At 60.3% G+C, this 15,222-nt stretch carries 12 protein-coding genes; 9 read left to right on the top strand and 3 right to left on the bottom strand.

Features of this window, described 5'->3' with window-relative positions; translation table 11 throughout:
• Nucleotides 1-59: 59 nt before the first annotated feature.
• Entirely contained in the window at nt 60-959 is a 900-nt protein-coding gene (locus Q0V31_RS15600; RefSeq protein WP_298189034.1) for a crotonase/enoyl-CoA hydratase family protein, read from the top strand.
• 10 nt (nt 960-969) lie between these two features.
• Here Q0V31_RS15600 and Q0V31_RS15605 read toward each other — a convergent pair whose 3' ends face one another.
• From Q0V31_RS15605 to Q0V31_RS15615, 3 genes are all read right to left on the bottom strand, one after another.
• Nucleotides 970-1,842 (bottom strand): helix-turn-helix transcriptional regulator, encoded by an 873-nt coding sequence (locus Q0V31_RS15605; RefSeq protein ID WP_298189039.1) that lies wholly within the window; start codon nt 1,840-1,842, stop codon nt 970-972.
• 75 nt (nt 1,843-1,917) lie between these two features.
• The gene (locus Q0V31_RS15610; RefSeq protein ID WP_298189042.1) at nt 1,918-3,342 is read right to left on the bottom strand and encodes an aminotransferase; all 1,425 of its coding nucleotides are present in this window, start codon (nt 3,340-3,342) and stop codon (nt 1,918-1,920) included.
• A gap of 94 nt (nt 3,343-3,436) precedes the next feature.
• Nucleotides 3,437-4,501, bottom strand: a complete 1,065-nt coding sequence (locus tag Q0V31_RS15615) for a polyamine ABC transporter substrate-binding protein (protein WP_298191103.1) — start codon at nt 4,499-4,501, stop codon at nt 3,437-3,439.
• A 196-nt stretch (nt 4,502-4,697) separates the two neighbouring features.
• On the opposite strand from Q0V31_RS15615, the gene Q0V31_RS15620 reads away from it, so the two are divergent.
• The 8 genes from Q0V31_RS15620 to Q0V31_RS15655 all read left to right on the top strand — a co-directional run bounded on the left by Q0V31_RS15620 (nt 4,698) and on the right by Q0V31_RS15655 (nt 15,214).
• Nucleotides 4,698-5,327, top strand: a complete 630-nt coding sequence (locus Q0V31_RS15620; RefSeq protein WP_298189046.1) for a TetR family transcriptional regulator C-terminal domain-containing protein — start codon at nt 4,698-4,700, stop codon at nt 5,325-5,327.
• 122 nt (nt 5,328-5,449) lie between these two features.
• Nucleotides 5,450-6,181 (top strand): response regulator, encoded by a 732-nt coding sequence (locus Q0V31_RS15625; RefSeq protein ID WP_298189050.1) that lies wholly within the window; start codon nt 5,450-5,452, stop codon nt 6,179-6,181.
• The gene (locus tag Q0V31_RS15630) at nt 6,172-6,963 is read left to right on the top strand and encodes a transporter substrate-binding domain-containing protein (RefSeq protein ID WP_298189053.1); all 792 of its coding nucleotides are present in this window, start codon (nt 6,172-6,174) and stop codon (nt 6,961-6,963) included. The genes Q0V31_RS15625 and Q0V31_RS15630 overlap by 10 nt, the downstream gene beginning before the upstream one ends.
• Nucleotides 6,960-9,245, top strand: coding sequence for an ATP-binding protein (locus Q0V31_RS15635; protein ID WP_298189055.1), 2,286 nt, complete (start codon nt 6,960-6,962; stop codon nt 9,243-9,245). The genes Q0V31_RS15630 and Q0V31_RS15635 overlap by 4 nt, the downstream gene beginning before the upstream one ends.
• Before the next feature lie 126 nt (nt 9,246-9,371).
• Nucleotides 9,372-10,868, top strand: coding sequence for a Na+/H+ antiporter NhaC (gene nhaC, locus Q0V31_RS15640; RefSeq protein WP_298189058.1), 1,497 nt, complete (start codon nt 9,372-9,374; stop codon nt 10,866-10,868).
• A gap of 247 nt (nt 10,869-11,115) precedes the next feature.
• Nucleotides 11,116-11,907, top strand: a complete 792-nt coding sequence (locus Q0V31_RS15645; RefSeq protein ID WP_298189061.1) for an enoyl-CoA hydratase-related protein — start codon at nt 11,116-11,118, stop codon at nt 11,905-11,907.
• A 30-nt stretch (nt 11,908-11,937) separates the two neighbouring features.
• Complete coding sequence (locus Q0V31_RS15650) at nt 11,938-13,098, top strand: acyl-CoA dehydrogenase family protein (protein WP_298189064.1); 1,161 nt, start codon at nt 11,938-11,940, stop codon at nt 13,096-13,098.
• 10 nt (nt 13,099-13,108) lie between these two features.
• Nucleotides 13,109-15,214, top strand: a complete 2,106-nt coding sequence (locus tag Q0V31_RS15655) for an acetate--CoA ligase family protein (RefSeq protein ID WP_298189067.1) — start codon at nt 13,109-13,111, stop codon at nt 15,212-15,214.
• Nucleotides 15,215-15,222: the final 8 nt, after the last annotated feature.

Raw genomic sequence — 15,222 nt, forward strand, 5'->3', positions numbered from 1 at the left:
CTTGAGGCATGCCCACACCTACAGGGCGTTACGCTTAACGCCGAGCAAAGGATGATTCGATGAACTATGCAACGCTGGACTGGCAGGTCGACGACGGTTTGTTGAAGCTGACACTCAACCGCCCTGAACTAATGAATGCGTTTACCGTCGAGATGGCGAATGAGTTGGAGCATGCCTTTAAGCGCGCGAGCTTGGATGATGAGGTGCGCGTGGTGTTGGTGACGGGGGCGGGGCGGGCTTTTTGCGCCGGCATGGACCTCTCGGTAGAGGGCAATGTGTTTGGCCTGGATGAAAGCCTCTCGCCCAGCCTGCGCGATATGCATGAACGTATGGAATCGGCGGAAATTCAAAACGGGGTTCGCGATACCGGCGGTCAAGTGACCTTGGCCATTCGCGCCTGTCGCAAGCCCGTGGTCGGCGCGATCAACGGCCCCGCCGTGGGTATCGGGGCGACTATGAGCCTGGCGATGGATTTTCGTCTGGCCTCGGAAAAAGCGCGCTTTGGTTTCGTTTTCGGGCGTCTTGGGATCGTCCCAGAAGCTTGTTCAAGCTGGTTTCTACCGCGCATCGTTGGCTTGCAGCAGGCGCTGGAGTGGATCTACACCGCCGACATATTTGACGCTAATGAAGCCCTGCGTGGTGGCCTGGTTCGCTCGATTCACAGCGCCGACACACTGCTGCAAGAGGCTGAGGTATTTGCTCGGCGCCTGGTCCAGGGGCGCTCGCCCGTTGCCATCGCACTTAGCCGGCAGATGCTCTACCGCAACAGTGCTCAGACCGACCCGTTTGAGGCCCATCGCATCGAGTCACTGGCAATGTTTTACACCAGCATCGGTGACGGTAAAGAAGGTGTGGCAGCCTTTCTCGACAAGCGCGCACCTAACTTCACCGGTAAGGCGTCAGAGCTGCCCGCGTTTTACGAACAGTGGACCGGCGATGGTGCCGATGAGCCAAGCTAAGGGCGATTAACTAAGTTGCTGGGGGCTGTCCCTGGCCGGTGCAGTCGCCAAGCCAGCTGATAAACAGGGAAAACAGTTCCGCCTGGGAGCCGATTTGCAATTTCATGTACAGGTTCTTGCGGTGCATGCGTACGGTTTCCGGGGAGATGTTCAACTCGCGCGCGGTGGACTTGACCGAGTGACCACGCAGGATCAGGTGGGCGATCTCGCGCTCACGTTCGGTCAGTTGTTCACTGCCGAAGCTGGCAAACGCCGCTTGGATGTGCAGGTTCAAGGGGGGCGCTGGTGGTGGGGCGGCGACGTCTTCATCGAGGGTGCGGTCGAGTCCCCCGGCGCTGGCGAACTGCAGCATCAGCTCGCGTACCAAGGGTTGCACGGCGCGCAGTAGTTGCAGTTGTTCAGGGCTAAAACGCGTTCCACTGCAACCCTGGTAAAGGCTTAGGGAAATCTTGCGCTGCGCATCAAGGTCGACGATGTAGTAGCTGTCCTCCAGCGCGCCGTTCTTCAGGTAGTAGGTTTTGTAATAGGCGCTGTTGAAAAAGTCGTCCGGGGCTATCTCTGAGAGGTGGTAGAAGCCTTCGGCGAGGCCGTTGTCTATTGCCAGGCAAAAGGGGTCCAGCATGTAGCCGCGCGCGAAGTAACGCTCGAGCAGCGTTTCGCGGTACTGCGCGGGGATGCCGCGCTGGTACAACAGATGCGGAGGCTGCCCCTTGCGTTCGAGAATAAAGAGCATCGACTCGATGGGGGTCAACTCATTCAACGCCTCAGCCAGGTGCGGCATCAGTGCGGTTTCGCGGGCGCTGGCGAAGGCACGTGCCAGTCCGGAATGCCAGGCGTGTAGGGCGCTTAGCGACAAATGAGTAGAGCAGGGCGATGAGTTCATGGCGGCCAGTTTACGGGCCGTGCCAGGTACACGCAAAATCCTGCGCGCGCACCTAGGATGGGTTGCTGGCCAGCATCAACGGCCGTCGTACTGACCGTTGCTCTGCAACTCAGCGGCGGTCTCGAGAATACAGCTGCGCAGGGTCTCGACTATTTCATCGACCTGGGCATAACTGATGGTCAGCGGCGGCGACATCACGTTGAGGTGCACAATAGGCCGTACCAGTAGGCCCTTGCGTTGCGCGCGTAAGTGGATTTTCTCACCGATGTTCAGCGCCTCGGGAAACAGCGCCTTGGTTTGTTTGTTGGCAACAAATTCGACGCAGGCCATCAGCCGCATGCAGCGAACATTGCCGACTAGCGGCAGCTCGGCAAGGCTTTGCAGGCGCTGCTCCAGGTAGGCACCGACGTCCTCAACACGGGCCAGCAATCCTTCGCGCTCGATGATTTCGATGTTCTTTAGCGCGGCAATACAGCTCACTGGATGGCCGCTGTAAGTAAAGCCATGGGTGAAGCAGCGGCCGCTGCCCGGCTCGCCGATCACCTGCCAGATGCGTTCGGAAAAAATGCAGGCGCCCAGCGGCAGGTAGCCGGAAGTCAGGCCCTTGGCGGTGGTGATGATGTCCGGCTGCACACCGAAGAGTTCCTCGGACGCGAAGAACTTGCCCAGTCGGCCGAACGAGGTGACCACTTCATCCGAGACATAAAGCACGTCGTAGCGTTTGCAGATCGCCGACATGCCACGCAGGTAGCCTCGCGGCGGGATGATCACACCGCCCGAACCCATGATCGGTTCGGCGAAGAAGGCCGCTACCTTGTCGGCGCCGATGCTGAGAATCTTGTCTTCGAATTCAGTTAGCAAAAACTCCAAGAACTGCTCTTCGTTCATGCCATCGGGGGCACGGTAGGGGTTGGGATTGGAAATGTGGTGGATTTTGTCGGCGACGCCAAGGAAGTCGAACTCCGGCGCGCGGTCGGCAGCTTTGTTGCCGATCGACATGGTCAGGTAGGTGGAGCCGTGGTAGGCGTTGACCCGCGATATCACATGTTTCTTCTCCGGCTTGCCGCGGCTGTTCTGGTAGAACTGGATCAGCCGGTAGGCAGTGTCCACCGCAGTGGAGCCGCCGGTGGTGAGAAACACATGGTCGAGGTCGCCGGGGGCCAGGCTGGCGAGTTTCTCGCACAGGCGAATGGCGGGGGTGCTGGCCATGTCGGAGAAGGGGTTTGAGTAGGCCAGCTGGCGTACCTGATCGGCGATGGCCTGGGCCATTTCCTCGCGGCCCAGGCCGATATTGGTGCACCACATGCCGCCCACTGCGTCCAGGTAACGGTTGCCGGCCGTATCGTAGATGTAGGCACCTTCGCCGGCGGCAATATTCAACGAACCCTGCTCGCGGTGCTCGTCGAACACGTGATAGCCGTGCATGTAGTGGGCCTTGTCGGCCGCGACCAGCTGTTGCTCATCGAACTGCGCAAAAAAAGTCGGGGTGGGAGTGCTCATGGCTCATTCCTATCTGTAAAGCGTTTATTCAGTCATGGTTGCGCCCACGGCAGTTAACCGCTGCGCGGGCGAGATTGGGCACCAGGGCCGCAGGCTATTTGCCAGTCTTCACCGTGTTCCACGTGCGGCTGATCAAACGCATGCTTTTCATTGGCTGGCTCTTCTGCGCGAATAGCCGTTCGCGCGTCGTGGCGTTCGGATAGATCGCCGGGTCGTCGCGAATCTCAGCTCTTACCAAGGCGGTGGCGGCCTGATTGCTGTTGGCGAAATTCACGTAGTCGGTGATCTTGGCTGCTACCTTGGGTTGCAGCAGGTACTCGATAAATCGGTGCGCGTTATTCACCTGCGGCGCATCGCTGGGGATATAAAAGTTGTCGAACCAGATCAATGAGCCTTCATCGGGAATGAAGTAGTCCAACTCGATGTCGATCCCGGCTTCCTCGGCCCTTGCCTTAGCAGTGGCGTAATCGCCGGACCAGGTCATGGCCATGCACTGATTACCGTTGGGCAAGGCGCTGAGGTAGCCTACCGAGTCGAATTTCTTGATATACGGACGCACCGCGAGCAACTGCGCTTCGGCCGCCTTTAGGTCTTCTGGCTTGGCGCTATTGGGGTCGCGGCCGAGGTAGGTGAGCACCAGCGGAATCACTTCAGTCGGCGCGTCAGGCAGGGTGACCCCGCAATCGGCGAAGCGCGAAACGATCTGAGGGTCGAAAATCATCGCCAGCGAACCGATCGGTGCGTCGGGCATGCGCTCGCGAATCATCTTGACGTTGTAGGTGATGCCGTTGCTGCCCCAGGTGTAGGGCGCCGAATACTGCACGCCAGCGTCGTAGGCCTGGATACTTTTCAGCACGCTCTGGTCGAGGTTTTTCCAGTTTGGCAGTTGATCCTTATCCAGCACCTGGAAGACCCCGGCTTGGATTAAAGGCGGCACTAGGGCGGCGTTTAGCAACACCAGGTCGTAACCCGAACGCCCCGACAGCAGCTTGCCCTGCACCGTTTCGTAGGAGTCGAAGGTGTCGTAGATCACCCGGATGCCAGTGTCTTTTTGAAACTCGGCGAGGGTATTCTCGCCAATATAATCCGACCAGTTGTATACCCGCAGGGTGTCGCTGCCATCCGGCTCAGCGGCCTGAGTCAGCGGCACCACGGCCATAGCCGCACTGAGTACTGCTGCCAGAGGTATATGCATATCAGTTCCACCTTTATTGTTATTGTCAGACCCGTCGTGAGGGCTGGCTCCACTATCCAAGCCTGGCTTGCGCATCGCCATACCCCGATCGGGTAGGTAAGTCATCGATCTTGCTGTACATTCGTTCAACACTACCTAAGTCAAAAATGGAGTCGTCGGCATGACCTTGGGAACACGTTTCTCTCGCCTGGAACCTGAACAGCGCAAGGCCAACTTAGTCGAGGCGACGCTGGTGTGCCTTAAGCGCCACGGTTTTCAGGGGGCCTCGGTTCGTAAAATATGTGCCGAGGCGGGAGTGTCGGTTGGCCTGATCAATCACCACTATCAGGGCAAGGAAGAACTGGTGGCCGAAGCCTATTTGACGGTCACAGGGCGGGTGATGCGTTTGTTGCGCGATGCCATTGAGGCCAGCGCGGTCAACCCCAGGGCGCGCTTGTCTGCCTTTTTTAGCGCGTCATTTTCCCCAGAAGTGCTGGCCCCAGAACTGCTGGACGCCTGGTTGGCGTTCTGGGGGGCGGTGCGTACGTCCGAGGTGATTAATTTGGCGCATGAGCAGTCCTACGGTGAATACCGGGCCATACTCGGCCAAGTTTTATCCGAGCTGGCTGAAAGTGAGGGCTGGCAGGACTTCGATGCTGATCTTGCGGCCATCGGTCTCAGCGCGTTGCTTGATGGGCTCTGGCTGGAGTACGGCCTCAACTCCACGACCTTTACTGCCGCTCAAGGTGTGCAGATCTGTGAGGCCTGGGTCGATGGCCTGCAGGTCAACGGATTTCGCCGCGTGAGCTAACCCATTACGCTCTATTGATCATCTGTTCAGTAGTAGCTACATTGGCCTGCAAAACCAGTAACCGTTTCACCCCATATAAATACAAGAGTTGGCTGCGCCCATGGCGTGGTGAGGGCGCTGTAATGACGGCAACACCCTGTGTGCTGATCGTCGATGACGATCCAGTGATCCGCGAATTACTGACTTCCTATCTGCTGCGTGATGGTTATCAGGTACACAGTGCCGAGACGGCAGAGCAGGCAGAGACCATGCTGCTGGAGTACCCGGTAGACCTGGTCATGCTGGACATTCGCTTGCCGGGCAAGGATGGCTTGACGCTGACGCGCGAGTTACGCGTGCGCTCCGAGGTCGGAATTATCCTGATCACCGGCCGCGATGATGAAATTGACCGTATCGTCGGGCTGGAGTGCGGTGCCGACGATTATGTGGTCAAACCGTTCAACCCGCGTGAGCTGGTGTCGAAGGCTAAGAATCTGGTGCGCCGTGTGCGCCACGTTCAGGCGACAACGGCGCAGGCGGAAACCCGGCAGTTGAAGTATTTTGCCGGCTGGGTGCTGGACATTGACCGCCGTCGATTAATCGCCGAAGACGGAGGCGAGTGCCTCCTGACCCAAGGTGAATTCCAGCTACTCAACGTGCTGCTGCGCAACGCCGGGCATACCCTCAGCCGTGACCAGTTAATGGATCAAATCCGTAACCGTGAATGGCTGCCGAATGACCGCTCGATCGACGTGCTCGTCGGCCGTTTACGGCGCAAGCTACACGACGACCCGGCCGACCCGCAGCTGATTATCACCATCCATGGCGTCGGTTACCTGTTTAGTACCGTGGTCAGTAGCCGGCCATGCGTCTGATAGGGCAAATCCTGGTGTTGTGTGCCGGGCTGAGTTTAGTGGCGGCTGGTCTGGCAGCGCCTGTTGCTGTGCGTTATTGCGACTACCCGGTGTACCCGCCGATTTCCTGGAGCGATGCCAACGGTGAGATACAGGGCGTCGCACCGCGGGCGGTACGCGAGGTCATCGGCGCGCTTGGCTTGCCATTACAAATGGTGGTGCTGGGCAACTGGAATCGCTGTCTGACGGATGCGGCTGAGGGCCGAGTCGACCTGGTGATTGCTTACCGTTCGGCAGAGCGCGAACGTAGCCTGGTGTTCAGCACGGTGCCGTTGTTGCGTGAAGAAGTCTCGGTGTTTTACAACCGCCGCAAGCCCCTTGCAGTGACCCGTCTAGAAGACTTGGCGCGCTACCGTGGCGGCTTGCTGTTCGGTGAAAGTTACGGGCAGGCCTTCGACCGTTTTGTGGCGGACAAAGGCAATATCGAGTGGGTGGCGAGCAATCAGCAGAACTTCGGCAAGCTGATCCGTGGGCGGATTGACTTCATCGCCCATGAGCCGCGCACCGGCAAGTTGTTTCTCGAATACCTGCCCGGCGCTGCCGATATTGATGTGCTGCCGCTGACCCTGGCCGTGGATCATCTGTATTTCGCCGTGTCGAAACGCTCGCCACTGGTCACGCGCATGGCCGATATAGACCTGCAGTTGCAGCGTTTGAAATCGGCGAATAGCGTCGAGCGCTGGTTGCACGAAAGCGAGCAGGCCTATCGCGCCTCGCAGGCACAGGCGGATAAGCAACCATGAAGTCATGGAAGGTGGCTCAATCGGGCGAATTGTCGCGGCGTTTGCTGCGTTTTATTTTGCTCTTCAGCCTGTGCTTCACCTTGTTGGCCAGCGCGCTGCAACTGTACTTCGAATACCGCCGCGAAATGCAGGGCATCACCTCGCGCCTTGAGCTGATTCAGCGCGGCTACCTGGCGAGCATCGAGCGCAATCTATGGGATTTGAATCAGCCGCAGCTGGACGTGCAACTGCGCGGGCTGGTGGATTTCCCCGACATCGCCTGGGTACGCCTGCGCAGCGCTGATTTTGACCTGCTGCACGGCCAACAACTGCCTGCCGAGGCCGCGCGAATTCAGCGCTTTGATCTTGCTTACCACTTGGCAGACGCCGAGCAGCGTGCGCTCGGCTACCTTGAGGTAGGCGTCGATCTGGCGGCGGTGCACCGCCGCCTGTATGCCAGTGGCTTGTCTAACTTGTTGTGGATGGGCTTATTCATCTGCGGCTTGGCGATAACCCTGTCCTGGTTGTTTCACCGCCTGGTGACCCGTCATCTACTGGCGATGGCGGGGTTCTCGCAGCGCCTCGCCGGTGGTGAGTGGACGGTGCCCCTGCGCTTGGAAAAGCGCCCCGGCGCCCCGGAGGACGAGTTGGATGCGGTGGCCCACGCCCTGGACGAGATGCGTCAGGCAATTGTTGCGGATATGCGTCAGCGCGAGGCCGACCGTCTGGTGCTGGAAGACAAGAAGGATGAGCTGCAAAAAATGGTCGAGCGGCGCACCGCCAGTTTGTACAGCGCCAAGGAGGAGGCGGAAGCGGCGAACCTGGCCAAGTCGCGTTTCCTGGCCACCATGAGCCATGAGTTACGCACGCCACTCAACGGCATTCTCGGCATGGCTGAGTTGCTCGGCGATGCGCCACTGGACGAAATGTCCCGGCGGCGCTTGCATGCGCTGCATCGAGCGGGCGATGGCCTACTGGCATTGCTCAATGATCTTCTCGACTTCGCCAAGCTGGAGGAGGGTGAAGCCAGGGCCGAAATGGTGAATTTTTCCCTGCGGCAACTGATCGGCGAGGTGCTTACGCTGCTTGAGCCCCGCGCGCAGGCGAATGCCACGCTCCTGTTGCAGCGACTGGATCCACAGCTCGGCGAGCACTTTTACGGGCCTGAGCAGTTTTTACGTCAGGTGCTGACCAACCTCTTGGCCAATGCCATCAAGTTCACCCAAGACGGCACTGTCGAGTTGCGCGTGGCGCTGTTGCAGCAGTCTGAAGGTCATCAGAGCCTGCGCATCGAGGTGCAGGATGACGGCATCGGCATTCCTGAAAGCGTGCAGGCGCGAATTTTCGAACGTTTCGTGCAAGCTGATGAGTCGGTGTCGCGACGTTACGGCGGAGCCGGGCTTGGTTTGTCGATCTGCAAACGCCTGGTTCAGGCGATGGGCGGCGAGATCCAGCTGTACAGCCGTGAAGAGCAGGGCAGTCGCTTCTGGTTTGATATCTGGCTGCAACAGGCGCAGCCGTCGGGTGCGCGTGTTAGCGCGGCAGTCCCTAGTGCTGTGGTTAAGCCGAGCCATGTGCTGGTGGTCGAGGACGTTGAGCTAAACCGCGAGGTGGCTCAAGGCCTGCTGCTGCGTGAGGGGCATCGGGTGAGCCTGGCCGAGGATGCCGCGCCGGCGCTGCAGCAATGCCAGACGACGCGTTTCGATCTTATCCTGCTCGATGTGCAGTTGCCGGGGATGGGCGGCGTGGAACTCTGTCGGCGCATCCGTCTGGATCCTCAGGGGGCCAACCGGCAAACGCCGATATTCGCCTTCACCGCCAGCTTGCAACCCGCCATGGTGCAGCGCTACCTAGATGCCGGCATGCAAGGGGTCATTGCCAAACCGATTCAACTGCCGGCCTTGCGCCAAGCCTTGGCCGGCGTGCCGCAGAGGAATGCACCAGCAATAACAGACGAGGCACTGTTGTTCGATGCGCATATTCTGCACGCCCACCGTGAAGCCTTGGGCGCGAGTAAGCTCAGCCAGCTGCTACGCCTGCTGCAAACGAGTTTGGAGCAACAGGGGCCGCTGCTGTTGGAGGCCATGCAGGCGTTGGATTATCCGGAAATTTCGGGCTTGGCCCATCGTCTGGCCGGTGCCTGCGAATCACTCGGTGGGCGCTCACTGGCGGCCTTGCTGCATCGCCTCGAACAGACCGCTGATGCGCAGGCGCAACAACTATGTCAGGAGCAGTTGGCACCGCTGCGTGAGCTTCTCAGTGCAACTCAACAGGCGTTGCACCACCTGTTGGTAGAGCTGTAACAGCGCTGTTACTACTTTTTACATGATCTTTCCCTATGTTCAACGGAAGCTTACATCGCTTGCCAATAATCGAGTGGGGACCGGGCGCTGACCTGGTCAAACTTTGGTTACTGGGAGACAACAATAATGAAGCTCCGCAAACTATCCGCCCTCGACGCGCTGCTGGTCGGCGCCGTCCTGCTGGCGTTAATCGCCGGCTCGCTGAGCCTGTTCGACGATCCGATGTCCGGCCCACTGCAACTCGCCCTGATCATGGTTGGCTGCTTCGCCGCGTTGGTCGGCATGAAAAATGGTGTCACCTGGGAAGAGCTGGAACGCGAGATCGTCGCCACCAACGCCAAGACGGTAGGTGCCATCTTTATCTTCCTGTCGATCGGCGTATTGATCGGCTCCTTTATCATCGCCGGCACTGTGCCAACCCTGTTGTATGCCGGCCTTAGCCTGCTGTCACCGGGATTCTTCTATCCGATGGCGTGCCTGATTTGCGCCATCGTTTCGCTGTGCATCGGCTCCTCCTGGACCACCGCCGCTACCATCGGCGTTGGCCTGATGGGCACGGCTCATGGCTTTGGTCTGTCGGCGGAAATTACCGCCGGTGCAGTGGTGGCCGGTGCTTACTTTGGTGACAAGATGTCGCCGCTCTCGGAAACCACCAACCTGGCTCCAGCCGTGGTGGGTACCGATCTGTTCGCGCATATTCGCCACATGGCCTGGGTCTCAGTGCCGAGCTTTATGATCGCCCTGGTGGTGTTTTCCATCCTGGCACTGAACGCCGATTTGCAAGGCGAAGCGGTGTCGAATGTCGGCGCACTCAAGGCGCAATTGGCCAGCTCGTTCAATATCGCCTGGTACAACCTGATTCCATTAGTCGCCTTGCTGGTCTTGTCGGTACGTAAAGCGCCGGCTTTCCCGGCGATCATGCTGTGCAGCATCCTGGCCTGTGTGTTTGCGGTGCTGTTCCAGGCTCCGGTGATCGAGCGCTTTATGGCTGATAGCGGCCAGACCGGCGCGTTGATGGTGGTTAAAGCACTGTGGACTGTGATGGCCACCGGCTTCGTTTCCAACAGCGGCAACGAGGTGGTCGACAGCCTGCTGAGCCGTGGCGGCATGGCCGGCATGGTGTTTATGGCCTTCCTGGTGTTCTGCTCGATGATGATGACCGCCGTGCTTGAGCGCATCGGCTTTATCCGCTTCCTGCTGAGCCTGATCGTGCGCGGCGTGCACTCGGTCGGCGCGTTGATTGGCGCAACGTTGGCCACCAGCATCGGCGTTAACGTGCTGACCGGTGACCAATACCTGTCCCTGGTTCTGCCTGGGCAGATGTGGAAAGAAGAGTACCGTCTGCGTGGCCTGGCTGCGGTCAACCTGTCACGCACTATCGAAGATGGCGGTACCGTGACCTCTGCGTTGATCCCCTGGAACGCCTGCGCCGTGTACATGGCCGCGACACTGGGGGTCGCCACCCTATCGTATGCGCCGTTTGCACTGTTCAACTGGATCAACCCGATCATTGCGCTGATCTACGGCATCTTCTGCATCAAGATCTTGCCACTGGTCAACCAAGAGTCTGAGCAGGAGACGCCGCTAGCCTCCGACAAGCCTCTGGTGGGTGCCGCTAGCTAAGCCCGCGTTTGGTAAAGCACTACCGCAAAGGCCTGACCGGCAACGGTCAGGCCTTTTTTGCTGTAAAGGCTTGTGCAAAGTTGTAACGCACCGCGAATAGAAAAAATAAAGTCTTTAAATTCATATAGTTAGGTATTTTTTGATATCCGCGATGTCGATTGCCAGGCTACTGAACAAGTGTTTAGTATTGGGGCCGCAGAGGAAGACCTTTCCGCATTTCTCGCCAGAATAAAAACCGAGGATTTTCATGAGTACTGCATCGAGCCTGTTGACCCACGTGGAAGGTGGTATCGCCTTCATCACCTTGAATCGCCCCGAGCAACGCAACGCGTTGGACATCCCCACGCTCAAGGCCCTGCACGCACTGCTCGATGAGCTCAGCGCTGACAGCGCCGTGCGCGTGCTGCTGTTGACCGGCAGCGGCAGAAGCTTCTGTGCCGGCGCTGATCTGGCCGAGTGGGCCGCGGCCGAGGCACGTGGCGATCTGGAGAGCTACGGCTGGACCGAAGCCGCCCACGCCCTGATGACTCGCCTGCATGCTTTTCCCAAGCCGACCATTGCCGCCGTTAACGGCACTGCCGTTGGGGCCGGCATGGACCTGACCCTGTGCTGTGATTTCCGCCTGGCCGCACAGTCCGCGCGCTTTAAAGCCGGCTACACCAGCATGGCCTACGCCCCCGATGCCGGGGCCAGCTGGCACCTGCCACGCTTGATCGGCAGCGAGCAGGCCAAACGTCTGTTGTTCCTCGACGAACTGTGGGGCGCCGAGCGTGCCCTGGCTGTCGGCCTGGTCGGTGAAGTGTGTGCCGATGAGCAGTTGCAGGCAGCGGCCGGTGAGCTGGCAGCACGCTTGGCCAGCGGGCCGACCTTCGCCTTCACCCAGACCAAGATCCTGATCGAGGCCGGCGCCCAGCGCAGCCTGCCCGAGCAGCTCGAAGCCGAGCGCCAAGCCGGCCTGCTCTGCGGTCGCAGTGAAGATGGTGATGAAGCCTTGCGCGCCGCCATCGAGAAACGTGCCCCCCTCTTTGTTGGCCGCTGATTCAGCCGCCTTTCGTCACAGGACATCATCATGAATTTTCAACTGACCCACGAACACGAAATGCTGATCGACACCGCGCGCAGCTTCGTCGAAAAAGAATTGCTGCCCCATGAGGAAGCGGTAGACCGCGCCGATGCAGTCTCCCCCGAGTTGGCCGCGCAGATTCGCAACAAGGCGATCGAGGCCGGTCTGTATGCCTTTAACATGCCTGAGGAAGTGGGCGGCGGCGGCCTCGACTATTTCTCCCAGGCGTTGATCGAGCGTGAATTGTCCAAGTGCTCATGGGCGCTGCATGTATTCGTTGCGCGCCCGTCGAAAATTCTCATGGCGTGCAAGGGCCAGCAGATCGAGGACTACCTGCTGCCCACCGTGCGCGGCGAGAAGATCGATTGCTTCGCCCTCACCGAGCCAGGTGCCGGCTCCGATGCCAATGCGATCAAGACCCGTGCGCTGCGCGACGGTGATGACTTCGTCCTGAATGGCAGCAAGCACTTCATCAGCCACGCCGGCCACGCTGACTATGCGATCGTCTTCGCGGTCACTGACAGCTACGAGAAAAACGGCAAGAAGCGTAACGCCGTGACCTCCTTCCTGGTCGACCGCGACACCCCCGGGATGACCATTCGCCGTGGGCCAAAGTGCGTGAGCAACCGCGGTTATCACACCTATGAGATTTTCTTCGATGACTGCCGCGTACCGGCGAGCAAGGTTCTCGGTGAAGTCGACAAGGGCTGGGAAGTGGCCAACGCCTGGCTCACGGCCGGCCGCGTGATGGTCGCCGCCAACTGTGTTGGCCAGGCCCAGCGCGCCATGGACCTGTCGCTGCAATGGGCAGCCGACCGCCAGCAGTTCGGCAAGCCGATCGGCACCTATCAGGGCGTGTCGTTCAAGTTGGCTGATATGGCCACGCAGATTCGCGCTGCAGAGTTGTTGGCGCTGAATGTCGCCTGGAAGATGGATCAGGGCAGCATGACCGATGCCGACGCCGGCATGGCCAAGTTGTTTGCCAGCGAAGTGCTGGGCAAGGTGGCCGACGAAGCAGTACAGATCTTCGGCGGTATGGGGTTGATGGATGAGGGCCCAGTGGAGCGCATCTGGCGCAATGCGCGGATCGAGCGCGTCTGGGAAGGCACCTCGGAGATCCAGCGTCACATCATTTCCCGTGAACTGTTGCGGCCGCTGCTGCGCTAAGGAGGTCGTCATGAGCCAAAGAGATAACCTCAAACGCCTGCTGGCGCCGCGCCATCTGGCCTTTATCGGCGGCCGCAGCATGGCCCGCGCGCTCAAGCGCTGCGCCGAAGGCGGCTATGTCGGTGAGTTGTGGCTGGTCAACCCGCAGCACGCCGAACTCGAAGGCGTGCCCTGTGTGGCCAGCATCGCCGAGCTGCCCTGTGGCCCGGATGCGGTATTTATCGCCACCAACAAGGAATTGACCGTACAGGCCGTGGCCGAGCTGGCCGCCAAGGGTGCCGGCGGCGCGATCTGTTACGCCTCCGGCTTTGCTGAAACCGGCGCCGAAGGTGAAGCGCTGCAAGTCCAGTTGCTCGAGGCTGCCGGTGACATGGCCCTGCTCGGGCCAAACTGCTATGGCCTGCTCGACTACCTGCACGGCGCGGCGCTGTGGCCAGTGGCCCATGGCGGCCAGTTGGTGGAGAAGGGCGTCGCGGTGCTGACCCAGAGCGGCAACTTCGCCTACAACCTGTCGATGAGCGACCGTTCACTGCCAGTCGCCTATATGGCCTCGGTGGGCAATCAGGCGCAAATCGGTGTTGCCGAGTTGATGGACGTGCTGCTCGACGAGCCGCGCGTCACCGCTATCGGTCTGCACCTGGAAGGGCTGAAAAACGTCCCCGGTTTCGCCCAGGCGGCGCACAAAGCCCTGGAAAAAGGCATCCCAATCATCGCCCTGAAGACCGGTGTGTCGCAGATCGGTGCCGAGTTGGCCCTCAGCCACACCAGCTCCCTGGCCGGCTCCGATGCGCTGTATGACGCGTTGTTCGAGCGCCTTGGGGTGATCCGCGTCAGCGGCCCGGTAAGCTTCGTTGAAACCCTAAAAGCGGCGGCCTGTGGCCAGTTGCCGAGCGGGTCAAGCCTGGCCGCGCTGGCCTGTTCCGGTGGTGATGCCGGGCTGATCGCCGACTACGCCGAACGCAACGGCCTGAGCCTGCCGCCGTTGGACGACCAGCAGCGCAGTGAGCTGGTACAGGTGCTGCCGAACTACGCCAACATCGTCAATCCGCTGGATTTCACCACCGCCATCTGGGGTGATCGTGAAGCCCTCGACAGCATGCTTGACAGCGTCTTGCGCAGCCCGGCCGATGCCGCCCTGTTAGTGCTTGATTACCCCGATGAAGCCTCGGGTGAACGCCCGCAGTGCGACCTGTTACTAGAGCTGTATTGCGCCGCACTGGCGCGCCACGGCAAGAGCGGTTTTGTCGCCTCGGCCTTTCCCGAGCTACTTCCGGCCAGTGCCCGTGAGCGCCTGCATGCGCAGGGCGTGGCGGCGCTGCAAGGGGTCGAAGATGGCCTCGCAGCCTGGGGCCGTATCGCCCATTACCAGCAGCGCCGCACGGCCTTGCTGGCGCGCGGTGAGTCGGCGCTGACGCCGATCTGCCCGCAGGCCTTGTCCGACAACGGCCAGTTACTCGACGAGTGGCAAGCCAAACAGGCCTTGAGCGCCTTTGGTCTGCCGTTGCCGCAGGGCCAGTTGAGCACCCCGCAGCAGGCCGTGGAAACGGCGCAGGCATTGGGTTATCCGCTGGTGCTCAAGGTGGTCAGCGCCGATTTGCCGCACAAGACCGAGGCCGGTGGCGTAGCGCTTAATCTGGGCAGCGCCGAGGCGCTGCAAACCGCGCTCGATCGCATGCGTGACAGCGTGAAGCGTTATGCCCCCGATGTGGCCTTTGAGCAAGTGCTGCTGGAACGTATGGCGCCGGCACCGTTGGCCGAGCTGATTGTCGGCATCAAGCGCGAGAATGGCTTCGGTTTGGCCCTGGTGCTTGGTGCCGGCGGGATTCTCGTCGAGCTGCTCAAGGACAGCCGCAGCCTGTTGCTGCCGACCACCGATGCGGCGATCCGCGAGGCGTTGCTGAGCCTGCGTAGCGCACCGCTGCTGCAAGGTTTCCGCGGCCGCCCGGCGGTCGATCTGGATGCTCTGGTGCAAGCGATTCGCGCGGTTGCGGATTACGCCTGCGAGCACGCCGAACAGCTGCTGGAGCTGGACGTCAACCCATTGTTGGTGAATGCCCAGGGCGCGGTTGCCGTGGATGCACTGATTCGCCTCGGCCAACCCGCCGCTAATTGTTAAGGAACACC

This window comes from uncultured Pseudomonas sp. (assembly GCF_943846705.1).
Taxonomy (GTDB): Bacteria; Pseudomonadota; Gammaproteobacteria; order Pseudomonadales; family Pseudomonadaceae; genus Aquipseudomonas.